Genomic DNA, 22,233 nt, shown 5'->3' on the forward strand with positions numbered 1-22,233 from the left:
TGGGCGGTGGCCGGTCAGTCGTGTGTGCTGACGCCTTGGAGCCTGGCGAAGCACTCGGCGACCAGTGCGGGCAGCCGTTCGGGGTCATCGGCGACCCGTATCGCCGTGACGCCCGCGATCCTGGCCGCAGCGGAGACGGCGATCGCCAAGCTGGTGGAGCACGCCGTCACCGCCGATGGCTCGCCGTTGCGCGGGGCGGACGGCGTGCGCTACGAGAACGGCCGGCAGGGTCGAGGGTGACACCGGCCGGATCTCCAACGCCGACCTCGCCGACTATCTCCTCCCGGTCAACGCCGACACGGTGCCGATCGACGTGCACTTCCTGGACTACCCCGACACCAGGCTCAGCCCGACGGGAGCCCGGGGCATCGGCGAACTCGGTACGGTCGGGGCCGCCGCGGCCTTCGCCAACGCCGTCTACAACGCAACCGGCGAACGCGTGCGAAGGCTTCCCATCACTCCCGACAAACTCCTCGCCTAAGACGCGGACGCTCAGTCCGCCCGCCGCGGGCCGACGTAGCGCAAGGTGCACGACGACCAAGGACCGTGGCGACTTCGGCGACGGCCCGCAGACCCACTCATTCGCATCGCCATCGGGACGGCGTTCCGGCGGAGTGGGCCCCGCCTCGCGTCCTGTGGACGCGGGGTCAAGGGCGGGCGACTTCCCGGCATGGACGCCGCCGCGCCCGGCCGACATCCTGGCAGTCGACCTCACCGTCCGAAGTCTGATCTAGCCAGTTTCAAGGAGAGTGCCGTGACGCAGACGATTCTGCTCAGCTTCCTGGTCGGCGTCCTGGCCGCCAACGCCACACCCCATTTCGTCAAGGGCATCACCAAGGAACCATTTCCGACCCTTTTCGGCACCAGCCCGCTGGTGAATCTCGTGGCGGGCTGGGCCATGTACGTGATGGCCACCACCCTGGTGATCACGGCCCAGCTCGGCAGCCACCCGATCCCCGCGCTCGCCGCCGGCGCGGCAGGCGTGCTGGCTATGGGTGTCTTCCACGCCCGGGGCGGCGCCTTCGTCCTGGGCAGGCGTCCCGCCCGTGCCGCATCCGGATCGCTTTCCGAGTGACGGGATCCGATGGCCTGGCTCTACTCCGTGCCTCGCGCTGCGCGCGGAGGCCGCCTCCCTGGTTCGCGGCCGTCCGAACTGGCCCGCGACCAGGAGGTGGGTGGCGCTCACCGGCGAGACAGCGCCACTCTGCTCGGCCTCCCCGTCACCTGACGGATCCGGCGATCAGTGACGGGGCCGCGGATCTCGTTCGGCCGCGCCCTGGGTGATGGCGTGTACGGCGGGCCGCAGCACGCTGACGATCTCCGCCGCTCCGGCGTCCCTCACCCCTTCCAACTGGAGGAGGTGGCGGCTCAGCAGGACCCCGATGGTGAGGGCGCCGATGAGCCCGGCGCGAAGAACCGCGTCGTCGGCGGAGAGTGCGGCGGCCACCTGCCGCTGCTGCTCCGCGATCGCGGCGCGCACCTCGTCGCTGGCGTCCGGGTGCGTGAGCATGGAACGCAGCATCGCCAGGGCGCCCGGGGCGTCGGACTCCAGTTTGTCCGCCATGGCGGCCAGCAGGAGTTCGGCGACCTCTTCCGGCGTCCCGGCCACCGGCTGGTCGGGCGCGACCTCGGCGACCCGGGCGAACAGCGCGTCCTTCGAGCCGAAGTAGCGCATCACCAGCCCGGGGTCGGCCTCCGCGGCGGCGGCGATTCCTCTGATCGTGGTGCGGTCATATCCGAGGGTGGCGAAGAGTTGGCGAGCGGCGGCCAGAATCCGGTTCTCGGTCTGTCTGCGCTGCTCGGCCCGGGACAGGTGAGGACGGTTGTCGGACATGAAGCTTGAGTCTACAGTCGTTGACCCAATACGCCGGCTCGCGCTAGCATCAGTTCAGTCAACGACCGTAGACTCAACGACGGGACCCACCATGCCAACGCCCGACACCCTCCCCAAGGCGATCCTCGAACGCGCGCAGCGGCTCTTCCTCGCCAAGGACCTGAACGGCTTCGCCGACATGTTCGCGGCCGACGGGACACACGAACTGCCCTTCGCGCCACCCGGGGTGCCCAAGTTCCTGCGGGGCCGGGAGGAGATCCGGCGCTACCTCACCTCGATCACCTCCACTCCGCTGGAACTGACCGGCTTTCACGGGCTCTACGTCCATGAGACCGGCGATCCGGAGGTCGTCGTCGCCGAGTACGAAGGGCATGGGCGGGTGGTGAGCTCCGGCAAGCCGTACCGGATGCCCTACATCCAGGTGCTGCGCGCGCGGGACGGGGAGATCGTCACCTGGCGTGACTACTGGAGTCCGCTTTCCGGGATTCAGGCGCTGGGGGTGCGCGGGCTGGTGCCCACGATCGTCAGGACCGCCGCGGCCCGCTGGCGAAGGGGCCCGGCGGCCGCTTGACGACCGGCGGTCAGGCGCCGCCGTTCAGCGCCTGAGCCCGGAAGTCCTTGGCGGGCATGCCGTACGCCGCGCGAAACGAACGGCTGAAACCGGCCGCGTCCGGAAATCCCCACCGGGCGGCGATTCCGTGAATGGGGACCTCGGCCAGCGACGGATCAGCCAGATCGCGGCGCACCCGCTCCAGCCGGCGCATCTTTATCCATGCGGCGACCGATGTTTCCTGCTCCTGGAAAAGCTTGTGCAGATAACTGACCGAGATGTGATGCGCGGCGGCGACCGACCTCGGCGAAAGTTCGGCGTCGGCGAGATTGACCTGAATGAACCGCTGAACCTGCAGGGTCAGGGAATATCTGTCCCGAGCCCGTGGGTCGATTGTCTCCTCGCCGCCCGGGCAGGAGAGAAGGACCGTGGCCAGGTCGACGAGAACCATACCCAGCCGGGCTCTCTCTGACGTGCTGAATTCGCCTTTTCCGTTGGCGAGTTCGGCGATGAAGCCTTTCAGCAGCGCACCGGTTCCCTCCGTGCCCGACATGCGCTGCCCGAGCACCTGCTCGTGCCGCGCGTTGCGAGGCAGGAGGATTTTCGGAAACGCGATCACCGCCATCTCGAACAACCCGTGCTCGTGGGGTGCGCTGAACTCGTATCGATCGGCCCGCGCCATGTCGTGCACGTAGAGGTCTCCGGCGCCGACCTCGGCTTCTCGCCCGTCCCACCAGGCGCGCAGGCTCCCGCGTAAGGGCAGGACGATCTGATACGTGCGATCGTCGATCGTGACGCCCCGCAGCCGCCGGGCCGCTGCCGACCGGAACGACTTCACCTGAAGGTCCACGGCACCGAGGGGCGTTTCCTGCCCGCTGACCCGGAAGCCGTCGGCGAATTCGCTGGCCACCTCCAATCCCGCACCCTTGCTCATTTGCTCGCGCCACACCTCGAACCAGTCCGCAGGATGCGACCGCACCCGCTCCGCTTCCCCGCTCATATCCGCCTTTCCTGTGGACGCATCGCCAAAAAGCGTGGACTCCACGACATCGTTTCGAGTGTCAGATTCAATAGCCTAGCCAAAGACCGAGCGTTTCAAGCGGAGAAGGACGGGGGTGATTCACGTGAAGGCACGTCGAGCAAACACCTGGTATTGATTCGATCGAAGGGTGACCGGTGAGCCCGCGTGCGGAGGTGCGCGGGCCCACCTCGGCTGCATTTGATCCGGGGAAGAGAATGCCGACAGACACAACGACCGCCACCTATCGAGAGATCTTCCGGCTCCGGGAGTTCCGTGCTCTGTTCGCCGCCCACTTGCTTTCGCTGATCGGCGACCAGCTCACGAAGGTCGCGGTCGCGGCTCTCGTGTTCACCGGCACCGGCTCCGCGTTCCTGGCGGCGGTCGCCTTCGGTATCGGTTATCTGCCGTGGGTGGTCCTCGGACCCGTGCTGTCGGCTCTGGCCGACCGCTTTCCCCGGCGTACCGTGATGATCGTCAGCGATGCGGCCCGCATGTGCCTGATCGCGTTGCTGGTGATCCCGGGTCTCCCGGTCGCCGTGTTGATCACCGTGTTGTTCGTGTCCGCGCTGCTCGCCCCGCCCGCCCAGGCCGCTCGCTCGGCGACCATGCCAGAGGTGCTCGACGGCGACAGGTACGTCGTCGCCGCCGGCATCAGCAGCTTGACCGCCCAGATCGCTCAGGTGCTCGGCTTCGCCGGCGGCGGGCTGCTGCTGGCGGTCTTCTCCGCGCGCGAGGTGCTGCTCATCGACGCCGCCACCTTCGCCATCTCGGCGCTTCTCCTCGCCCGTCATCTCATCCGCCGCCCGGCCCCGGCACGGGTGGGGCCGCCCACCGTACTCCGGTCGACGGCCGACGGCTTCCGCCTCGTCACCCGCGCCCCCCGGTTGCGGGCGTATCTCCTGCTCGGGTGGGCGGGGGCGGCCTTCGCCACGGCACCGGAAGGGCTGATGACCGCCTACGCGCAGTGGGCCGGCGGCGGTGACGCGACCGTCGGGCTGCTGCTGTCGGCCATGCCGCTCGGCTGCATGATCGGGGCGATCATCTACGGCCGCTTCACCCCGCCGGCCGCGCGCTGGCGGCAGGTCCGCCCGATGGCGCTGCTGTCGTGCCTCGCCCTCGTGCCGATCGCCGCCGGCCCGCCCCTGCCGGTGGTGCTCGGGTTGCTGGCCCTGAGCGGGTACGGCACGGCGTATCAGATCGCGCTCAACGCCCGCTTCGTACGGGAGGTGCCCGATTCCCACCGGGCCCGGGCCTTCGGCGTCGCCGCCGCCGGGATGATGGCCGGCATCGGGCTGGCCACCACCCTGGCGGGCGCACTCACCGACCTCGCCGGCAACCCGGCCCTGATCGTGGGCGGGTGCGGCCTCGCCGGCTGCCTGGCCATGCTGCCTGTGGCACGGCGCTTGCCGGCGGACCTCCCGGCACCCGCCGACACCCTGGTGAGAGCACGAAGCGGCCGGGACGCATGAGGGCGCCAGGCGGTCGGGACTCTCGCTGGCGCCGCGATGACCGGTTGTTCGAGGACTCACTTCATGACGATCCGTTGTCCGAGGGTCTTCGGCGTGGTCGGACCGGCGGTCAGAACGTCCTCGAGCAGCGCGGGTCCTTACCCTTGCGGTCGAAGATGAACTCCACACGGACCTTGCCGACGCGGCGCTGGTAACTCCGGATGAGCAGGGGTTTCCAGTCGGATCCGTAGCTGTCCACCGTCCCGTCATCGATCACTGGCCCGGTGTTCCCCCGCTTGCCGAAGTCCACGACCTTGATGTTGTTGCGGTAGCGCTTGGTTGGCGGCAACCAGTACTGCATGCGGGTCACCGTGGAGTTGCTCCAGGTCGACCCCTTGTAGAAGATCTTGACGCGGCCGGTGTACGTGGCGAACCCGTACCGGACACTACAGCCCACGGTGACCGTCTTGGTGGGTGCCGCGGCCTGGGCGGGGACACCCACGAAGCCGGTCACGGCGAGCGCGGTGATCGCCGTGGCGGTGAAACGGCGGAGGAGGATGGGCATGGAATCCCTACTTTGATCGAAACGGCTAAATCTGGGGGAAAGCCTCACCCATCGCCGCTCTGTGGGCCATGTCGGAGCCTCCACGTTCCCTTGCCGTAGCGTCCACGATCCGCTCGCGCAACGCGTCGTTGGCCCCTGCGTGATGGCGACGACGGTCTTGGCGAGGTCCAACGCCCAGCGGTAACCACCCAGCAGCGGTGGGGACCCCAGGTCACGGGCGTCGGCCTGGTCGAGATCAGACCGGAGGCACGGCACTCTCTGCTCAACCGGTCGGCCGCCATCCGGACGCGTGCCTGGCGGGAAGTCCTGGACCCGGCCAGGGAGACCTACCGTTCGCAGGAGGTGATCCTCTATTCACAGGACTCGGCCCTGTCCGCCGAACTCAATCGACGCGTGCGCGCGGCGGGGATGGCGCGTGTGCTGACCGGGCAGCCGATCTGGCCCGATGGGCATCGGGCATCGGTGACCGGGCGCGTTGAGCCGGCTCACTGCTGGAGCCCGGTCATTTCTGCTCGGCGAGCCCCGCCAACCCGTCGAGATAGCGCATGAGCGAATGCTCGAACACGACCTCCAGGTCTTCGGCGAGCACGGTCTGCTCCACGGACGCGAGATGGGGAAAGCTCCCCGACCGGAACTTCATCCTGGCCTCGTTCTCCATGGCCGCCCACCAGTCGGTCGTGCGCATGCGTGTCTCGCGCTCCGCGCGTACCTCATCCGCTGCCGTCAAGGCGAGCCCGCGCACCAGCGCGGGGAGCGCGAGGGCCGCGCGCTTGCGCTCGTCCGGCGGCAGGCCGAGCTGGGCGAGCGCCGCGAACGTCCGCTCGCTGTGCATCATGGCCTCAGGGACGAACGGCGGTCGCGTCAGCGACAGCAGCCCGGCCAGCCACGGGTGACGGCGGTAGAGCCGCCACTGCAGCCGGTAGATCTCCTCCAGCTGCGCGCGCCATCCCCCGGGAAGGACGGCGGCCAGCGGCTGCGCCCGGAACACCGCGTTGATCATCAGGAGTTCGAGCTCGTCACGGCCGGCGACATGGTGATAAAGGGACATGGCCGCCACTCCCAGCCTGCCCGCGAGACCACGCATGGAGACCGCTTCGATCCCCTCGCGATCGGCGACCGCGATGGCCACCGCGACGATCTTCGCCCTGGTCAGGTCGCGGGGCGACAGCCGTGGCGCGGCGGGCGCGCGGGTCTCCGGGACCCGGACCACACTGCCCGAGCCGGGCCGCGTGACGATCAGGCCCTCCTCCCTCAGCAGGGTCAGGGCGCGGCTCGCGGTCGCCATGGCGACGCCGAAATCGCGCACGATCTGCCGGGTGGAAGGCACCCGATCACCGGGCCGCAGGACGCCGTCGGCGATCCTGCGGCGCAGCTCGAGAACGACGCGCTGCGCCGGTCGTTGATCATCCTGCACCGCTGCCACGGCTCAACTGTACTAGTTCGGAAGAGGGCGCGGGTAACCCGGCGAGCCGCCGTTCAGCGCCCAGCCAGCAGTACGGTTGGAGAAGTGCACCAGGTGATCGAGCCTGCGAACGTGCCGATCCATACGGTGTACACATGACATTCACCGACGTACCCATGGCACTCGCCCATGTCACCGTGATCGACGTCACCGGCGGCCCGTCCCTGCCGGACCAGACCGTCCTGCTGGCCGGTGACACCATCGTGGCGGTGGGGCCCGCATCCCGGGTCGTGATCCCGCCGGGGACCGAAATTCATGATCTTACCGGGCGTTATGTGCTGCCGGGGCTGACCGACATGCACGTGCACAGCGAGGGCGGCGACGACGAACGGCAGTTTCCCGCCCTCTACATCGCCAACGGCGTGACCACGGTACGCGAGATGTGGGGACAGCCTCACCTGCACGAATGGCGGCGGCGGACGGCGGCGGGCCAGATGCTCGGGCCTCGTTCGATCATCGCCAGCCCGATCGTGGACGGCTCCCCCGCCCTGTGGGAGGAACTGTTCGAAGACGCGCCGATCATCTCGGTCACCACCGAGCAGGAGGCCCGGCGCGCCGTCGGCGAGGCCAAGGACGGCGGAGCGGACTTCGTCAAGGCGTACTCCCGGCTGGAAAGAGAGCCCTACTTCGCGCTGCTGAACGAGGCGGCCAAACAGGACATCCCGGTGGTCGGCCACCGGTCCGACCTGATCCCGCTCAACGAGCAGGTCGGCGCGGGCCAGCGGTCCTTCGAGCACGTCCACGGCCTGTGGCCCGCCACCGCCGACGACATGGAGCGGATGGAGGCCGCGATGGCCCGTATCTCCCCCGAACCCGGTTTCCACTACGCGAACTGGTTCAAGCAGGTCAACGAAGTGGAATGGGAGTCGGTCAACCGCTACAGCCGGGCATCCGCCACGGCGCTGTTCGAGCGGTTCGTCGCCGAGGACGTCGCCTACTGCCCGACGCTCATCATGCACGCCGCGGTCGACCTGGCCGAGGGAATCCGGCTGGACGACCAGCGGCTCGCTTACATGGCCCCCGGCACCTCCGACATGTGGGCGTTCGTCCGAGACCAGATCTTCCACGGCGGCGGGCGTAGTTCGGACGAGGTGACCAAGCGGCGCAGGTTGTTCGACCATCGGCGGGCGGCGGTCGCGGCCATGGACGAGGCGGGCGTGCGCGTGCTGGCCGGGACGGACGCGGTGACCCCGGGCCTGTTCCCGGGCTTCGCTCTGCACGACGAGCTCGAGCTGCTGGTCGGCTCCGGGCTGAGCACGATGCGCGCCCTGCAGGCCGCGACGCTCGAACCCGCCAGGTTCCTCGGGCGCGAGCGGATCTCGGGGACGGTCGAGCCGGGCAGGCTGGCCGACCTGCTGGTCCTGGACGCCGATCCGCTGGCCGACATCGGCAACACCCGGCGGATCCACGCGGTCGTGGCCGCCGGACGGTACATCGGGCCGGACGAGCGCTGCCGTCTCCTTGAGACCGCGGCCGCCGCCGCGGCGGCGATGACCCCGCCGATGGAGGGCGAGTGACCGGCCGCGCCACACCACCGGGCGACCCGGGCAGCGGCCTTCGTCGTGACCGGGCACCGGTAGGGGACGCGGAGACGTGCGCGGCCGTTCGCGTGCTCACCGCCGCTTTCGCCGCCGACCCCGTCATCCGCTGGCTCACCCCGGAAATCTCCGCCCGGATGTTCGCCTTCGTGGTTGCCGAGTCCGCCGCAGCCGGAGGTCTGGAGGTCCAGGACGAGGTGGCCGCCGCCGTCTGGCTGCCCTGGTCCGCCAGCGGCTCCACGCCCGGCCCCGCGACCGGCGGGCTGCCGCCGGAACTGCCCGTCCGCCTGGGGCAGTATCTGGAGCTCACGACCGCCCGGCACCCGAGCGACCGCGACCACCTGTACCTGCAGTTCCTCGGCGTTCACCCCGCCCGCCAAGGGCAGGGCGCCGGTTCCGCGCTGCTCGCCCGCGGTCTGGCACGCGCCGACGCGGCCGGTCTGCCCGCCTACCTGGAGGCGAGCGGACAGGCGAACCTGCGGCTGTACGAGCGCCACGGGTTCGTGCCGTACGGAGACCCGATCCTGCTGCCCGACGGCCCCGCCGTCCGGCCGATGTGGCGCGTACCGAAGATCATCTGATCAGCCGGAGCCGGGCCCGACGCCCTACGGGTGCAAACCGAGAAACCCCAGCTCGGCGCATCGAGCTGGGGTTTCTGTGCGGTGCGCCGCCAGGGACTCGAACCCCGGACCCGCTGATTAAGAGTCAGCTGCTCTGACCAACTGAGCTAGCGGCGCTGGCAGAGAGGAATATACCGGTGATCCGCATCCTGGTCGAATCGGTATCAGCCGGACCCGAGCCGCTAGAATAAAGTTCGGCCTCGAGACAGGAGCATCGATGTTCGACTCGCCCGCCGACGTGACGGAGCGGCTCGCCGCCGTGGACTACCTCTCCGACGACGCCATCTCCACGTCGGTGTTCCTGGCCGCGGCGCTGGGCAAGCCGCTGCTGGTCGAAGGGCCTGCAGGCGTGGGCAAGACGCAGCTGGCCAAGGCGGTGGCGCAGGCCACCGGCGCCGGGCTGATCAGGCTCCAGTGCTACGAAGGCCTCGACGAGGCCAGGGCGCTCTACGAGTGGAACTACAAGAAGCAACTGCTCAGGATCCAGGCGACCAGCGCCGACGACGACATCTTCACCGAGGAGTTCCTGCTGGAGCGGCCCCTGCTGAAGGCGATCAGGTCCGCGGAGCCCACCGTGCTGCTCATCGACGAGACCGACAAGGCGGACGTCGAGGTCGAGGGGCTGCTGCTGGAGCTGCTGTCGGACTTCCAGGTGACGATCCCCGAGCTGGGCACCATCTCCGCGACGCGGCGGCCGTACGTGGTGCTGACGTCCAACGCGACCCGCGAGTTGTCGGAGGCGCTCAAGCGGCGCTGCCTCTACCTGCACATCGAATACCCCACCCCCGAGCGGGAGCGGGACATCGTGCTCGCCCAGGTCCCCGGCCTGCGGGCCGGACTCGCCGAGCAACTGGCCAGGACGGTCGCCACGCTCAGGGCGCTGGAGCTGAAGAAGGCGCCGTCGGTGGCCGAGACCGTCGACTGGGCCAACACGCTGCTGGCCCTCGGGCGGGCGGAGCTGGACGAGGCCACGGTCGCCGGAACGCTGGGCGTGGTGCTCAAGCACGCCTCCGACCAGACCAGGGCGGTCAAGGAGCTGGGGCTGCCGGATGCCTGACCGCGAGTCGCTGGTCGACCGGCACGTGGGCTTCGTGCACGCGCTGCGCGAGGCAGGGGTGCCGGTCTCGGTGGCGGAGGGGCTGGACGCCGCCGGCGCCCTGCGGGCGATCGAGCTGGGCGACCGCGAGTCGCTGCGCGCCGCGTACGCGGCCACGCTGGTCAAGAAGCCCGCCTACCGGCCGGGGTTCGACGTGCTGTTCGACCTGTGGTTCCCGGCGTCCACGACCGGGCTGCGGGCCGCGCGGCCCGGCGGCCCGGCCGACCCGGACACGGCCACGGTCGCCGAGCTGCGCGAGCACCTGGCCGAGCTGCTGACCGGCGGCTCCGACCCGGAGCTGCGCGCGTTCGCCCAGGCCATGGTCGGGCGGTTCGGCCGCCAGGAGTCCGGTCCGGGGCGGCAGAACTGGTTCTCCTACAGCGTCATGCGCGCCCTGTCGCCCGAGACGCTGATGGCCGGCATCCTCCGCGCCGGGCTGCGCGACGACGAGCGCGGCGGTCTGGCCGAGAAGACCCTGCGGCAGCGGGTCGGCGACGGGCTGCGGCGCTTCGAGGAGGCGGTGGCCACCGACGTGCGCCGCCGGATCGCCGAGGACTCCGGCATCGAGCGCATCGCCCGCTCCGCCGTACGCCCGCCGCTCGACCAGATCGACTTCCTGCGCATCACGAGGGCCGACCTGGCCAGGCTGCGCCGGGAGGTGCATCCGCTGGCCCGGCGCCTGGCCGCGCGCCTGACGATCAAGCACAGGAAGGGCAGGCGCGGCCGGCTCGACTTCCGCAGGACGATGCGCGCCTCGTTGCAGAGCGGCGGCGTGCCACTGGCCGTCCATCTCAAACCCCCGCGCCCGCACAGGCCCGAACTGGTCATCCTCTGCGACACCAGCGACTCGGTCTCGTCGTTCGCGCACTTCACGCTGCTGCTCACGTACGCGCTCAGGGAGCAGTTCGCCAAGGTGCGGGCGTTCGGCTTCGTGGACACGGTGGACGAGATCACCCGCTTCTTCGCCCCCGGCTCCGACGTCGTCGAGGCCATGGCCAGGCTGGCGGACGAGGCCGACATGGTGCGTTTCGGCCGCACCAACTACGGGCACGCGCTGGAGCGCTTCGCCGAGCGGTACGGCGACGCGATCGGCCCGAAGACCTCGCTGCTGATCCTCGGCGACGCTCGCTCCAACTACCAGCCGCCGGCCCTGGACGTGCTGGCGTCCCTCGTGTCCCGCGCGCGCCACGCCTACTGGCTCAACCCCGAGCCGCGCCGGCAGTGGGACACGGGCGACTCGCTGGCGAGCGACTACGGGCAGGTCGTGCCGATGCACGAGTGCCGCAACGTCGCCCAGCTCACCGCGTTCGTCGAGACGCTGGCCTGACCTTCAGACGCGCTGGAGCTCCCTGGCCGCCGTGCGGGTGAGCACCTCTATCTGCTCGCCGGTGAGCACGCCGCCCTCGGCCGACCTGATCAGCTTGCCGGCCAGGCGGGGTTTGAGCAGCGTGAGCCCTTCCGCGTGGACCATGCCGCCCTTGGGCAGCAGGCCGCAGTGGACGGCGAGCAGGGGCGTGATGGTCACCGCGATGCCCGTCTCGCGGTTGAGCAGCTCGGCGAACGCCTCGGCGGCCTCCACCAGCGGCTTGGCCGTCTTGGAGCCGTATTTCTCGCCGAAGAAGAGCCGCCCCGCGTAGCAGGCGATCTCGGTGTCGGGACTCCACGACTCGTTGTCGACGACCCAGACGCCTCCCGGGCCGATCACCAGGTGGTCGATGGAGGCCTTCCCGCGGATGGCACGACCGTCGAGGACGTTGTAGCCCTGGCGGCGGAGCGACCTGCGCAGGTGCCTGCTGGTGATCGCCTCTCCGCGCCGCGCTCCGCGCCAGACCGCTGTGGCGTGGAAGGAGCGCCAGTGGAAGAACCAGTCTCCCCCGGCCACCAGGCCGGCGAGGAGCAGGCCGAACAGCGGTGAGAGGGCGGTGAGGTCGAATCTGAGCGCCAGCGCGACGCCGATCACAAGCCCCACCCCGGCCTTGATGTACCGGGACCTGCGCCGGTTCTGGGCGTCCTCGCGCCAGAACTTCTCGTACCACCATTGCGGGGATGAGCCTGTGTACTTTTCGTCCTGCTTCACGTAGATAGAGCCACCTGGCACGGCAAACTCCCCGAAATGAGTAGGTGTCTTGCAGGATCTGCCACGCCGAAGATCCCTCGCCGGTCAAGAGATACCCGCTCCCAACCAAGGCGAGCCTAAGGTGACGGAATTAGTACCTGCAAGACCACCCAATGAGCTCAACCGACCAGTCGGTATGCTATGGCGGGTGACCAAGGGGGACCACGTGAGAGAAGAACCGGTCAGGCAGCGGATCCTCGCCGAGGCGACCAGGCTGTTCGCCGATCGAGGCTTCGAGGGCACCTCCGTACAGGAGATCGTCGTGGCGGCCGGCGTCACCAAAGGTGCGATGTACCACTACTTCGACTCCAAGGACGACCTGCTGCACGAGATCTACGGCCGGGTGCTCCGCATGCAGACCGACCGGCTGGCGCAGATCGCCGACGGCCCCGGCACGCTGAAGCAGCGCCTGCACCGGGCCGCAGCCGACGTCGTCGAGACCACGACCGCCAACCTCGACGACTCCAAGATCTTCTTTCGCTCGATGCACCTGCTCGCCCCCGAGACGCGCAAGACCGTACGCGCCGAGCGCCGCCGCTACCACGAGCGGTTCCGCGACCTCGTCGCGGAGGGGCAGCGCACGGGCGTCTTCAGCGACCGCGTCCCCGCCGAGCTGGTCGTCGACTACTTCTTCGGCTCCGTGCACCACCTGGGCACCTGGTTCCACGCGGACGGCCCGCTGACCGGCGCCCAGGTGGGCAAGCACTTCGCCGACCTGCTGCTCACCTCACTCGGGGCCGGGGACGTCGATCAGTGAGGCCAGCGCCTCCCGGTGGTCGCCCGGCGTCCCGAGCGCGATCTCGCTCGCCTTGGCGCGCTTGAGGTACAAGTGGAGGGGGTGCTCCCAGGTCATCCCGATCCCGCCGTGCAGTTGCACGGCCTCCTCCGCCGCATGCACCGCCACGCCGGAGTTCCACGACTGGGCCACGGCCACGGTGACGGCCGAGGTGTCGGCGGCGGCGCTCCTCGCGGCGGCTCTGGCCCTGATCACGTCCAGCCACAGGTCCGCGAGCCGGTGCTTGATCGCCTGGAACGAGCCGACCGGCCGGGCGAACTGGTGGCGCTCCTTGACGTGGGCGAGCGTCGTGTCCAGGCACCACTCGGCCACGCCGAGCTGCTCCGACGCCAGCAGCCCCGCCCCGAACCGCAGCACCCCGGCCAGGTCGCACGCCCCCACCCGGCGGGCGCTCGCCCGGTCGAACGTCACGGTGGCGACCGGCCTCGTCAGGTCGAGCGAGGGCACGACCTCGACCGCGCCTCCCGTGACCGCGCTTCCCTCCGCCGCGCCTCCCTCCGCCGCGCTTGCCTCGGCTGCGGCTCCCTCCACGGCGTACAGGTCGCCGTCCACGGGCGCCAGCAGCACGTCCGCCACGTCCGCCCCCGCCACGCCGGTGACGCTGCCGGACACCCGGCCCGCGCCGTCCACGCTCAGCGACGCACCCCGCTCCGGCCGGTAGGGGGACGCGGCGAACGACACCGCCAGCGCGGCCGTCCGCCTGCCCTCGGCCAGCTCGCCGAGCAGGGCGTCACGGGTCGGGAGCAGCGCCCGCGTGGCCAGCACCGCACTGGTGAGGAACGGCACCTGCGCCACTCCCCTGCCCAGCTCCTCCAGCACGACGGCCGCCTCGCTGGCCGACGCGCCCGCGCCCCCCAGCTCCTCTGGGATGAGCAGCCCGGCCACCCCGATCTCCCCCGCCAGCGTCTTCCACAGGTCCAGGTCGTAGGGCTCGGACTCGGCGCGCTTGAGCACCGCGGCGGGCGGGCACCGGTCGGCGAGCACCCCCCGCACGGCGGCCCGCAGCTCCTCCTCGACGTCCGTGTACAGCAGCGTCATCCGGTCGCGGCTCATCGCGGCAGGTCCTTCCAGGGCACGTCCTTGTCGATGCGGGGTTCGGAGGGCAGGCCGAGCACCCGTTCCGAGATGATGTTGCGCAGGATCTCGGAGGTGCCGCCCTCGATCGAGTTGCCCTTGGCCCGCAGATAGCGGTAGCCGGGGCCGCGGCCGTAGAAGTCGACGTCCTCGGAACGCCGGAACGTCCAGTCGTCGTAGCCGAGATCGCGCCGGAACTCGACGTCGAACCCGGTCAGCGCCTGGTTGAGCTTGGCGAACGACAACTTCATGCCCGAGCCCTCAGGCCCGGGCTGCCCGGCGGCGAGCTGCTCGCGCAGGCGCGCTCCCGACAGCCGGGTCACCTCGGCCTCCACCCAGAGCGACAACAACCGCTGGTGCAGGTCGTGGCTGCGCAGCTCGGGGCGCTCGCGCCAGGCGTCGAGCACGGGGGCCACCATGCCGCCGCCGCGCCGCGCGGGCGCGCCGCCGATGGCGACGCGCTCGTTCATCAGCGTGGTCTGCGCGACCCGCCAGCCGTCGCCGACCGCGCCGAGCCGCAGCTCGTCGGGGAGCCGGACGCCGGTCAGGAACACCTCGTTGAACTCGGCCTCGCCGGTGATCTGCCGCAGCGGCCGCACCTCGACGCCCGGCGCGTGCATGTCGCAGATGAAGTACGTCATGCCGCGGTGCTTCGGCACGTCAGGGTCGGTACGGGTGACGAGGATGGCCCAGCGGGAGTGGTGGGCGCCGGACGTCCACACCTTCTGGCCGTCGATCACCCACTCGTCGCCGTCCCTGACCGCCCGGGTCGCCAGCGTGGCCAGGTCGGACCCGGCGCCGGGCTCGCTGAAGAGCTGGCACCAGATCTCCTCCCCCGTCCACAGCGGCCGCAGGAAACGCCGCTTCTGCTCGTCCGTGCCGAACGCCAGGATCGTCGGGGCCGCCATCCCGAGGCCGATGCCCTGGATGCCGCCGTTGATCTGCGGGGTGTGCGCCAGCTCCCGCTCCACGACCTGCTGCAGCTCCCGAGACGCCCCCAGCCCGCCGTGCCCTTCGGGGAACCACACCCAGGCCAGCCCGGCGTCGTACCTGGCCCGCAGGAACTCCAGCCGGTCACCGCCCGGGTCGTGCGCGCGCACGAACGCGGCCACGCGCTCCTTGATCTCCGCCTCGTTCACATCCACCTCTTCAGCTCGCGATAGGCCAGTGACCTCTTGTGCACCTCGTCGGGGCCGTCCGCCAGGCGCAGCGAGCGCGCGTGCGCCCAGAGCGCGGCCAGCGGGAAGTCCTGGGACACGCCGCCCGCGCCGTGCACCTGGACGGCCTTGTCCAGGATCCACTCCACGGTGATCGGGGTGGAGATCTTGATGGCCTGGATCTCGGTGTGGGCTCCCTGGTTGCCCACCGTGTCCATGAGCCAGGCCGTCTTGAGCACGAGCAGGCGCAGCTGCTCGATCCTGATGCGCGACTCGGCGATCCAGTCCTGGACGACGCCCTGCTGGGCGACGGGCTTGCCGAACGTGCTCCTGGCCAGCGCCCGCCTGCACATCAGCTCGACGGCTCGTTCGGCCATGCCGATCAGGCGCATGCAGTGGTGGATGCGGCCGGGGCCGAGCCGGGCCTGGGCGATGGCGAAGCCGCCGCCCTCCTCGCCGATCAGGTGCTCCGCCGGGACGCGGACGTCCTCGAACACGATCTCGGCGTGGCCGCCGTGGTCGGCGTCGGTGTAGCCGAACACGTGCATGCCCCGCTTGATGTGCGCTCCGGGGGTGTCTCGGGGCACGAGGATCATGCTCTGCCGGCGGTGTTTGGGCGCGTCGGGGTTCGTCTTGCCCATGACGATGAAGATCTTGCAGTCGGGGTTCATCGCCCCCGAGATGAACCACTTGCGGCCGTTGATGACGTACTCGTCGCCGTCGCGGACGATCGAGGTGGCGATGTTCGTGGCGTCGGAGGAGGCCACGTCGGGCTCCGTCATCGCGAACGCCGAGCGGATCTCGCCGTCGAGCAGCGGCCGCAGCCACTCCTTGCGCTGCCATTCGCTGCCGAACATGGACAACACTTCCATGTTGCCGGTGTCGGGCGCGGCGCAGTTGGTGGCCGTCGGGGCGAGCGTGGGACTCCGGCCCATGATCTCCGCCAGGGGCGCGTACTGGAGGTTCGTCAGCCCGGCGCCGTGCTCGCCGGGCAGGAACAGATTCCACAGGCCGCGCTTCCTGGCCTCGTCCTTGAGGTCGGCCATCAGCGGCGGCGCGCTCCAGCCGCTGGTCGCCGCCTGCTCCTCGAAAGCGGGCTCGGCGGGATAGACGCATTCGTCCATGAAGCGCAGCAGTCGCTCGCGCAGGTCCTCGGTGACGGTGTCGTAAGCGAAGTCCATGCCGTGAGCCTACCGACCGGCCGGTATGACTGTCGACAGTGGTCCCCCGTAAAAAGGCACAGGTGGCCATCACCGCGACCGCCTGACCCTCCGTAGGGTTGCCGCCATGACCTCCAAGCTGCCCGAGCCCGTGGTGCTCGAGAACGCCGTCGTCCGGCTGGAGCCGCTGGCCATGGGGCACGTGCCCGACCTGTTCGCCGCCGGCGGCGGGGACGACGAGGTCTGGCGCTGGCTGCCCGCCGGCACGCCACGCACCGAGGCCGAGCTCGCGAAGGTGGCCCGCCACCTGATCGACGACGACCGGCACGTCCCTCTGGCGGTGGTGCACAAGGAGAGCGGACGCGCGGTGGGCTGGACCACCTACGGCGACGTGCCGGGCTTCGACGAGAGCGTCGAGATCGGCTGGACGTGGTACGGCCGCGCGGTCTGGCGCACGGCCGTGAACACCGCGTGCAAGATCCTGCTCATCGACCACGCCTTCGCGCTCGGCCACAACCGGGTCCTGCTCAAGACCGACGTGCTCAACCTCCGGTCGCAGAACGCCATCAGACGCATCGGCGGCGTGCACGAGGGCACGCTGCGCCGCCACCGCAGGAGGCCCGACGGCACCTGGCGCGACACGGTCTGTTTCGGCATCCTCGACGACGAGTGGCCGCACCACCGGGCCCGCCTGGGCACGCCGCGGGAAGGCGGCGCCTGACCTGCCAGTGACCTGCCGTCACGCACAATTGCACCCATGAGCCTCGATCACCTCGTCTACGCCACCCCAGACCTGGAGTCCACCGCCGCCGAGCTGGAACGGCTGCTCGGCGTACGCCCCGCGGACGGCGGGCGGCACCCCGGATTCGGGACGCGCAACCGGCTGCTCGGCCTGGGCGGCACGAGTTACCTGGAGATCATCGGGCCCGACCCCGGGCAGGAGGCCCCGGCCGCGCCACGGCCGTTCGGCATCGACGAGCTGGAAGCGGCGGCGCTGGTCGGCTGGGCGGTGGCCGTCGAGGACATCGACGCGGTCACGGCCAGGGCGCGGGCCCGCGGCTACGACCCTGGAGACCCGCTGGACATGTCGCGGCGCACCCCTTCCGGTGACCTGCTCAGCTGGCGGCTCACGCCGCCGGAGCGGGCCGGGTACGACGGGCTTGTGCCGTTCCTCATCGAGTGGGGCGACACCCCGCATCCGGCCGGGCAGGGGCTGCCCGCGGTCGAGCTGGTGTCGCTGGCGGGCGGCCATCAGGACGCCCAGGCCGTACACGCGGCGCTGGCGGCCGTCGGCGCCCGGCTCGACGTCGACGAGCAGGCTCATCCCGTCCTGACGGCCGTCCTGTCCGGCGGCTACGGCCTCGTGACCCTCACAGGCCCCTAGACCCTTACGGCCTCGCGACCCTCACAGGCCCCTGGACGGCCGGCCGAGCATGCCGGCCAGGAAATCCTCGATGGCCTGCCGGAGCTCTTCGAAGGTGGGCGTGCCGCCCGCCCCCACGATCGCGTCGAACATGAGCCCTTCGCTGAAGGCCACGAGCCGGCGGGCGTGCCGGACCGGATCGCGGGAGCCCTGGGCGGCCAGCAGCGCCACCGCCGGGTCGCGGAAGCGGCTGCCCGCCGCGTCGTAGATCTCGCGCAACTCCGGCCGCCGCGTCGCCTCCAGGGCCAGCTCGTAGCGGGCCAGCGTGCGCCTGCGGTCGTTGATCTGGATGTGCAGCCCCTCGGCCACGCGGTCCGCCATACCCGCCTGCGCGCCCGCCTGCGCGCCCGCCTGCGCGCCCGCCTGTGCGCCCGCCTGTGCGCCGTTCTTGGCGGTCGTGTAAGCCGGGCCGAGTGCGCGCATCTCCAGCTCGGTGAGCCGGGACAGGGTCAGCTCCAGCAGGGCGGCGCGCGTGCGGGCGAGGTTGGACGTCGACCCCGGCGGCAGCCCGGCCGCCTCGTCGACGGCCCGATGGGTGAGGCCGCGCATGCCGCGCTCGGCCAGCAGCGTGATGGCCGTGTCCGCGACCAGCTCTGAGCGTTTCACGGGACCCGATCCTACAACCGCCAGACTACGGGCGTAGTATGAAGAAACTACAGACGTAGTGTGAAGGAGGCAGGGACATGCCGAAGGCCGTGGTGATCGGCGGGGGTGTCGGCGGGCTGACCGCCGGGGTGGCGCTCCGCCGCGAGGGGTGGGACGTGACCGTGCTCGAACGGGCCGCCCACCTCGCCCCCGTGGGGTCGGGGCTGGCGATGGCGCCCAACGCGTTGAAGGCGCTCGACACGCTCGACCTGGGCGATCGCATCCGCGAACTCGGCAGGTTCGAGGGGCAGGTGGGCATCCGCCGCCCCGATGGGCGGTGGCTCGTGCACACCACGGAGGACAACGCGCTCGCGCGGTACGGGGACTCGATGGTGGTCCTGTTGCGGGCCGCGCTGATGGACGTGCTCGCCGACGCCCTGGGCGCGGCCCACCTGCGGCTCGGCGTCACCGTCTCGGACGTGGACGCCGCCGGCGGTGTCGTCCGCACCGGGGAGGGCGACCTGGAGGCCGACCTGGTCGTGGCCGCCGACGGCATCCACTCGGCGACCCGCGGGGCACTCTTCCCCGGCCATCCCGGCCCGGTGTACTCCGGCGTGACAGCCTGGCGCGCCCTCATACCCAGGTCCGATCTGCCCGTCCAGAGCACGGAGACCTGGGGCAAGGGGCTCCTGATAGGGGTCCACCTGCTGGCGGGAGAAGCCGGGGACATCGGGAAGGCCGGACACGCCGAGGACACCGTGTACGTGTACGCGACCGACGTGTCCCCCGCCGGAGCCGTCCACGCGGACGAGCGGGAGGAACTGCTGCGCAGGTTCGGCGGCTGGCACGAGCCGATCCCCTCGCTGCTGCGGGCAGTCGACCCCGCGAAGATCATCCGTAACGACATCTTCTCGTTCGGCACGCCGCTGCCCGCCCTGCACGGCGGCAGGGTCGCGTTCGTCGGCGACGCCGCCCACCCCATGACGCCCAACCTCGGCCAGGGGGCCTGCCAGGCGATCGAGGACGCCGTCGTCCTGGCCCGCCTGGCGGGCGGCTCCCCGGCGGTCGAGGAGGTGCTCCCCGCCTACACCGCCGCCCGCCTCGAGCGCACGTGGAAGGTCGTCCGCCAGTCCATGACCATCAACCGGATGACCAGGCTCCGCCATCCGCTGGCCGTGCGGCTGCGCGACCTCGGGATGTCCACGGCCGCCCGGCTCAGCCCTGACCTGATGTTGCGCTCCATGCACGACGTGCTCGGCTGGCGCCCGCCCGCGGCGACCGGCCGGAGGAACGCACCGAGCGTCCCGTCCGACGGCTGAGGCGGGCGCCGATCGCCAGGCCCGTCATGAGCCCGTCACGAGCCGGTTGCCGGGCTCGTCACCGGGGCCCGATGCCGCCCAGGGTGAAATTCCTGTTCCACTCGCGCACCCACTTCGGGCCGAAGCCCTCGGCCGAGTTGAGCGGCGTGGACCTGGCGTCGAACTTCCCCGTGGCGGGGTCGAAGGCGAACGCGGCGGCGCTGTCCCTCTTGACGTTGTACGAGTCGAAGTCCGGGTTGAAGGTCTTGACGTTCAGCCCGCCGGCGTCGTCGGTGTAGGCGAAGTCGCCCGTCGCGATGCTGACCGACCGGGTCAGCACGTTGTGCGCGGGCACGTACAGGGAGTCGGGGTCGGTCCACACGTACGCCTCGGTGCACTCGGTGGTGTCGATCGAGGTGCAGAGCTCGCCGTTCGCCTTCGACGGGACGTACCAGTCACGGATGTTCGGATACTGCTTGCCGTAGTGGCGGTACCACTTCTCGATGTTCTCCCTGGTGTTCGTGAAGCCGCTGCCGTCGCCGGGCTTCAGCATGTCGTTGAAGCGCTCGACCACGACCTTCGAGTTCGGCACCGGCAGGTCGTCCTCGTGGTAGAGCTTGTCGTGCCCGAGGTAGGTCACGTCCTTGAACACGTTGTCGGAGGCGACGTTGCTATGGCCGGCCTGGAAGAACAGGCCGTGCTGGACGTTGTCGAAGACGTTGTGGCGCACGACCATGCCCGACATGCCGTCGTCCATGTAGACGGCCTGGTTGCCGTCCGCGCCGATGTCCCTGAACAGGTTGTACGCCACCACGTTGTTCAGGTACGTGTAGTCGCGGCCCGCGTAGATCACCCCCTGGTCCGAGGCGTGCGTCACCAGCCGCTCGAACCTGTTGTGGCTGATCTCCATGTCGTTGCCCATGATCTGGATCGCCATGTGGGGCGCGTCGTGGACGTGGTTGTAGCGGAAGGTGTTGCCGACGCCGTACATGTAGCCGGCGGGGGTGTAGGTGGCGAGCTTGGAGAAGTCGTAGATCTCGTTGTGCTCCACGACGTGGTCGCCGCGCTCCAGCGAGTCGCGGTCGCCGCCGGCCGTGAACACCCCGCCGCCGCCGAGGTCGTGCAGCCGGCTGTTGATCACCTTGTTGCGGTGGCCGCCGCGGCTGGTGCGGTATTCGGCGACGGCCGTGATGGCGTCGTTGGCCTCGCCGATCGCGACCGCGTCCATGCTGGCGTTGAGGATCTCCAGGCCGTCGACGGTGCATGACTCCGCGTCGAGCAGCCGTACGGCGGTGCCGGTGGTGCCGTTCAGCTTCAGGCCCTTGAGCGTCACTCCGCGCACGTTCTCCAGTTGGAAGAAGGGCGCGTCGAAGGAGGTCAGGCTGATCTCCTTGCCCTCGACGGTCCCGCCCGGCGGGTAGTAGTAGAGGGTGCCGGCGTCGTTCCAGCGGTCGATGTAGTACTCACCCTCGGTGTCGAGCTCGCTGAGCACGTTCTGGGCGACGAACGACGTCCACTTGTCGGTGGCGGCGTACATCGTGGGGTACGTCGTGCGCAGCTCCGCCGCACCGGGGTCCACGGAGGCGATGCGGACGCGGTCGTTGGCGTAGTTGTTGCCGAAATAGCCGGAGAGCCAGCCGTCGGTCTCGTGGACGGTGTTGTCGGCCTCCTGGCCCTGCGATGGCGCCCAGGCGGCGGAACGCTCCTTGAGCGTGGCGTCGACGGCGGTGTAGACGGGCCCCGGCAGCTTGAGCATGTCCTCGTACGGCATGGTGGTGCCGTCCTCGGTCTTGTCCGAGAAGTAGTCCCTGGCGCCCTTCGGCGCCTCCTTGACGGTGATGGCGGCGCTGTCGAGCTTCTCGTCGCCGTTCGGGTATTGGGCCAGGGTCTGGGTCGCGTCGTCGGTGATCAGTTCGGGGGCGAACGGCTGGGGTTTCCAGTTGAACCCGTTCTTCATGATCACCCCGGCGGGGACGCCCTTCGCGCCCAGGTCGTAGACGTAGACCTGGCCGGCCACCGCGTCGGGGACGCGCGCCTTCGACGACCACTTGGCCTCGTCCGGCACGTCGCTCAGCTTGCGGAAGTCGCCGGGGGCGAGGGTGGTGACGCCGGCGAACTCGACCTGCTCGCCCGGGTATGCGGCATAGGTGACGTGGGAGTGCTCAGCGCCGCTGAGCTGGATGGTCCTGGACGTCTGGTAGACGCCCTGCCTGATGTGGACGACGCCGGGCCGCCGCGCGCTCGTCCGTCCCGCCAGCGCGTCGCGGGCCTGCTCGACCGTCGCGAACGGATCGGATTTCGTACCGGTGGCGCCTTCTGTGCCGTCCTTGGCCACGTAGACAACGGTCTGGCCGGGTAAGCCGGGCTCCGCCGACGCCGGCGCTCCGGCCGCCGTGACCACCAGGACGGACGCGATCAGGACACCCATCGCTCTTCTCGGCATGCTCGTGCACTCCGCTCGTTCCGGGGCAATGCAATGTGACAGACCAC

23 protein-coding genes and 1 tRNA gene are annotated in these 22,233 nt (G+C 70.3%); 12 read left to right on the top strand and 12 right to left on the bottom strand.

The genetic code is table 11. The features are described 5' to 3' along the window. Positions 1 to 14: 14 nt before the first annotated feature. On the bottom strand, positions 15 to 170 hold the full coding sequence (locus ABGB01_RS24445) for a hypothetical protein (RefSeq protein WP_347775873.1): 156 nt from the start codon (positions 168 to 170) through the stop codon (positions 15 to 17). A gap of 5 nt (positions 171 to 175) precedes the next feature. On the opposite strand from ABGB01_RS24445, the gene ABGB01_RS24450 reads away from it, so the two are divergent. Further along, positions 176 to 481, top strand: coding sequence for a hypothetical protein (locus tag ABGB01_RS24450; RefSeq protein ID WP_347775874.1), 306 nt, complete (start codon positions 176 to 178; stop codon positions 479 to 481). A 273-nt stretch (positions 482 to 754) separates the two neighbouring features. Then, positions 755 to 1,075: a hypothetical protein gene (locus ABGB01_RS24455; protein ID WP_347775875.1), complete on the top strand. Its 321-nt coding sequence runs from the start codon at positions 755 to 757 to the stop codon at positions 1,073 to 1,075. A gap of 165 nt (positions 1,076 to 1,240) precedes the next feature. Here ABGB01_RS24455 and ABGB01_RS24460 read toward each other — a convergent pair whose 3' ends face one another. Further along, the gene (locus ABGB01_RS24460; protein WP_347775876.1) at positions 1,241 to 1,834 is read right to left on the bottom strand and encodes a TetR family transcriptional regulator; all 594 of its coding nucleotides are present in this window, start codon (positions 1,832 to 1,834) and stop codon (positions 1,241 to 1,243) included. Between the two features lie 91 nt (positions 1,835 to 1,925). Between ABGB01_RS24460 and ABGB01_RS24465 the strand changes: the two genes are divergently transcribed. Continuing rightward, the gene (locus tag ABGB01_RS24465; protein ID WP_347775877.1) at positions 1,926 to 2,405 is read left to right on the top strand and encodes a nuclear transport factor 2 family protein; all 480 of its coding nucleotides are present in this window, start codon (positions 1,926 to 1,928) and stop codon (positions 2,403 to 2,405) included. Positions 2,406 to 2,415: 10 nt separating this feature from the next. Here the strand turns inward: ABGB01_RS24465 and ABGB01_RS24470 are convergent, their stop codons facing one another. Next, positions 2,416 to 3,429: a helix-turn-helix domain-containing protein gene (locus ABGB01_RS24470; protein WP_347775878.1), complete on the bottom strand. Its 1,014-nt coding sequence runs from the start codon at positions 3,427 to 3,429 to the stop codon at positions 2,416 to 2,418. A 191-nt stretch (positions 3,430 to 3,620) separates the two neighbouring features. On the opposite strand from ABGB01_RS24470, the gene ABGB01_RS24475 reads away from it, so the two are divergent. Further along, positions 3,621 to 4,874, top strand: a complete 1,254-nt coding sequence (locus ABGB01_RS24475; RefSeq protein WP_347618684.1) for an MFS transporter — start codon at positions 3,621 to 3,623, stop codon at positions 4,872 to 4,874. A gap of 109 nt (positions 4,875 to 4,983) precedes the next feature. On the opposite strand, the gene ABGB01_RS24480 is transcribed toward ABGB01_RS24475, so the two are convergent. Beyond that, positions 4,984 to 5,418, bottom strand: a complete 435-nt coding sequence (locus tag ABGB01_RS24480) for a hypothetical protein (RefSeq protein ID WP_347618683.1) — start codon at positions 5,416 to 5,418, stop codon at positions 4,984 to 4,986. A 502-nt stretch (positions 5,419 to 5,920) separates the two neighbouring features. After that, the gene (locus tag ABGB01_RS24485) at positions 5,921 to 6,841 is read right to left on the bottom strand and encodes a GntR family transcriptional regulator (RefSeq protein WP_347618682.1); all 921 of its coding nucleotides are present in this window, start codon (positions 6,839 to 6,841) and stop codon (positions 5,921 to 5,923) included. Between the two features lie 134 nt (positions 6,842 to 6,975). Here ABGB01_RS24485 and ABGB01_RS24490 point away from each other — a divergent pair, with 134 nt between their 5' ends. Together ABGB01_RS24490 and ABGB01_RS24495 are read left to right on the top strand one after the other, a co-directional pair. Next, positions 6,976 to 8,397, top strand: a complete 1,422-nt coding sequence (locus tag ABGB01_RS24490; RefSeq protein ID WP_347775879.1) for an amidohydrolase family protein — start codon at positions 6,976 to 6,978, stop codon at positions 8,395 to 8,397. After that, the gene (locus ABGB01_RS24495) at positions 8,394 to 8,999 is read left to right on the top strand and encodes a GNAT family N-acetyltransferase (protein ID WP_347775880.1); all 606 of its coding nucleotides are present in this window, start codon (positions 8,394 to 8,396) and stop codon (positions 8,997 to 8,999) included. The genes ABGB01_RS24490 and ABGB01_RS24495 overlap by 4 nt, the downstream gene beginning before the upstream one ends. Positions 9,000 to 9,081: 82 nt before the next feature. Here the strand turns inward: ABGB01_RS24495 and ABGB01_RS24500 are convergent. Further along, a tRNA-Lys gene (locus tag ABGB01_RS24500) sits at positions 9,082 to 9,155 on the bottom strand. Positions 9,156 to 9,255: 100 nt separating this feature from the next. Between ABGB01_RS24500 and ABGB01_RS24505 the strand changes: the two genes are divergently transcribed. Together ABGB01_RS24505 and ABGB01_RS24510 are read left to right on the top strand one after the other, a co-directional pair. Beyond that, positions 9,256 to 10,095: a MoxR family ATPase gene (locus ABGB01_RS24505; RefSeq protein ID WP_347775881.1), complete on the top strand. Its 840-nt coding sequence runs from the start codon at positions 9,256 to 9,258 to the stop codon at positions 10,093 to 10,095. Then, entirely contained in the window at positions 10,088 to 11,461 is a 1,374-nt protein-coding gene (locus ABGB01_RS24510) for a VWA domain-containing protein (protein ID WP_347775882.1), read from the top strand. The genes ABGB01_RS24505 and ABGB01_RS24510 overlap by 8 nt, the downstream gene beginning before the upstream one ends. A 3-nt stretch (positions 11,462 to 11,464) precedes the next feature. On the opposite strand, the gene ABGB01_RS24515 is transcribed toward ABGB01_RS24510, so the two are convergent. Then, a complete protein-coding gene (locus tag ABGB01_RS24515; protein WP_347775883.1) occupies positions 11,465 to 12,211 on the bottom strand; it encodes a nuclease-related domain-containing protein in 747 nt (248 codons plus the stop codon). Positions 12,212 to 12,416: 205 nt separating this feature from the next. Here ABGB01_RS24515 and ABGB01_RS24520 point away from each other — a divergent pair, with 205 nt between their 5' ends. Further along, entirely contained in the window at positions 12,417 to 13,007 is a 591-nt protein-coding gene (locus ABGB01_RS24520; protein WP_347775884.1) for a TetR/AcrR family transcriptional regulator, read from the top strand. On the opposite strand, the gene ABGB01_RS24525 is transcribed toward ABGB01_RS24520, so the two are convergent. Genes ABGB01_RS24525 through ABGB01_RS24535 form a run of 3 tightly spaced genes read right to left on the bottom strand, consistent with a single transcriptional unit; the run spans position 12,978 to position 16,458 of the window. Further along, positions 12,978 to 14,099: an acyl-CoA dehydrogenase family protein gene (locus ABGB01_RS24525; RefSeq protein ID WP_347775885.1), complete on the bottom strand. Its 1,122-nt coding sequence runs from the start codon at positions 14,097 to 14,099 to the stop codon at positions 12,978 to 12,980. The genes ABGB01_RS24520 and ABGB01_RS24525 overlap by 30 nt on opposite strands. Further along, entirely contained in the window at positions 14,096 to 15,259 is a 1,164-nt protein-coding gene (locus ABGB01_RS24530) for an acyl-CoA dehydrogenase family protein (RefSeq protein ID WP_347775886.1), read from the bottom strand. The genes ABGB01_RS24525 and ABGB01_RS24530 overlap by 4 nt, the downstream gene beginning before the upstream one ends. Next, positions 15,256 to 16,458 (bottom strand): acyl-CoA dehydrogenase family protein, encoded by a 1,203-nt coding sequence (locus ABGB01_RS24535; protein WP_347775887.1) that lies wholly within the window; start codon positions 16,456 to 16,458, stop codon positions 15,256 to 15,258. Before ABGB01_RS24535 ends, ABGB01_RS24530 begins: the two co-directional genes overlap by 4 nt. 106 nt (positions 16,459 to 16,564) lie before the next feature. On the opposite strand from ABGB01_RS24535, the gene ABGB01_RS24540 reads away from it, so the two are divergent. Next, positions 16,565 to 17,158 carry a GNAT family protein gene (locus ABGB01_RS24540; protein ID WP_347775888.1) on the top strand — a complete coding sequence of 198 codons (594 nt, stop codon included), beginning with the start codon at positions 16,565 to 16,567 and terminating at the stop codon, positions 17,156 to 17,158. Positions 17,159 to 17,194: 36 nt separating this feature from the next. Then, complete coding sequence (locus tag ABGB01_RS24545) at positions 17,195 to 17,821, top strand: VOC family protein (protein ID WP_347775889.1); 627 nt, start codon at positions 17,195 to 17,197, stop codon at positions 17,819 to 17,821. Positions 17,822 to 17,842: 21 nt separating this feature from the next. On the opposite strand, the gene ABGB01_RS24550 is transcribed toward ABGB01_RS24545, so the two are convergent. Beyond that, the gene (locus tag ABGB01_RS24550) at positions 17,843 to 18,466 is read right to left on the bottom strand and encodes a TetR family transcriptional regulator C-terminal domain-containing protein (RefSeq protein WP_347775890.1); all 624 of its coding nucleotides are present in this window, start codon (positions 18,464 to 18,466) and stop codon (positions 17,843 to 17,845) included. Between the two features lie 77 nt (positions 18,467 to 18,543). Between ABGB01_RS24550 and ABGB01_RS24555 the strand changes: the two genes are divergently transcribed. After that, the gene (locus ABGB01_RS24555; RefSeq protein ID WP_347775891.1) at positions 18,544 to 19,764 is read left to right on the top strand and encodes an FAD-dependent monooxygenase; all 1,221 of its coding nucleotides are present in this window, start codon (positions 18,544 to 18,546) and stop codon (positions 19,762 to 19,764) included. Positions 19,765 to 19,822: 58 nt separating this feature from the next. Here the strand turns inward: ABGB01_RS24555 and ABGB01_RS24560 are convergent, their stop codons facing one another. Next, complete coding sequence (locus ABGB01_RS24560; RefSeq protein ID WP_347775892.1) at positions 19,823 to 22,186, bottom strand: right-handed parallel beta-helix repeat-containing protein; 2,364 nt, start codon at positions 22,184 to 22,186, stop codon at positions 19,823 to 19,825. Positions 22,187 to 22,233: the final 47 nt, after the last annotated feature.

Source organism: Nonomuraea sp. B5E05 (assembly GCF_039880665.1).
Classification (GTDB): Bacteria; Actinomycetota; Actinomycetes; order Streptosporangiales; family Streptosporangiaceae; genus Nonomuraea.

Excerpts from the sequence above, each read along its gene's own strand:
- ABGB01_RS24535 (WP_347775887.1), bottom strand. The coding sequence starts at position 16,458 with ATGGACTTCGCTTACGACACCGTCACCGAGGACCTGCGCGAGCGACTG.
- ABGB01_RS24490 (WP_347775879.1), top strand. The coding sequence starts at position 6,976 with ATGACATTCACCGACGTACCCATGGCACTCGCCCATGTCACCGTGATC.
- ABGB01_RS24560 (WP_347775892.1), bottom strand. The coding sequence starts at position 22,186 with ATGCCGAGAAGAGCGATGGGTGTCCTGATCGCGTCCGTCCTGGTGGTC.
- ABGB01_RS24540 (WP_347775888.1), top strand. The coding sequence starts at position 16,565 with ATGACCTCCAAGCTGCCCGAGCCCGTGGTGCTCGAGAACGCCGTCGTC.
- ABGB01_RS24480 (WP_347618683.1), bottom strand. The coding sequence starts at position 5,418 with ATGCCCATCCTCCTCCGCCGTTTCACCGCCACGGCGATCACCGCGCTC.
- ABGB01_RS24460 (WP_347775876.1), bottom strand. The coding sequence starts at position 1,834 with ATGTCCGACAACCGTCCTCACCTGTCCCGGGCCGAGCAGCGCAGACAG.
- ABGB01_RS24465 (WP_347775877.1), top strand. The coding sequence starts at position 1,926 with ATGCCAACGCCCGACACCCTCCCCAAGGCGATCCTCGAACGCGCGCAG.
- ABGB01_RS24545 (WP_347775889.1), top strand. The coding sequence starts at position 17,195 with ATGAGCCTCGATCACCTCGTCTACGCCACCCCAGACCTGGAGTCCACC.
- ABGB01_RS24475 (WP_347618684.1), top strand. The coding sequence starts at position 3,621 with ATGCCGACAGACACAACGACCGCCACCTATCGAGAGATCTTCCGGCTC.
- ABGB01_RS24525 (WP_347775885.1), bottom strand. The coding sequence starts at position 14,099 with ATGAGCCGCGACCGGATGACGCTGCTGTACACGGACGTCGAGGAGGAG.
- ABGB01_RS24555 (WP_347775891.1), top strand. The coding sequence starts at position 18,544 with ATGCCGAAGGCCGTGGTGATCGGCGGGGGTGTCGGCGGGCTGACCGCC.
- ABGB01_RS24450 (WP_347775874.1), top strand. The coding sequence starts at position 176 with ATGGCTCGCCGTTGCGCGGGGCGGACGGCGTGCGCTACGAGAACGGCC.
- ABGB01_RS24505 (WP_347775881.1), top strand. The coding sequence starts at position 9,256 with ATGTTCGACTCGCCCGCCGACGTGACGGAGCGGCTCGCCGCCGTGGAC.
- ABGB01_RS24510 (WP_347775882.1), top strand. The coding sequence starts at position 10,088 with ATGCCTGACCGCGAGTCGCTGGTCGACCGGCACGTGGGCTTCGTGCAC.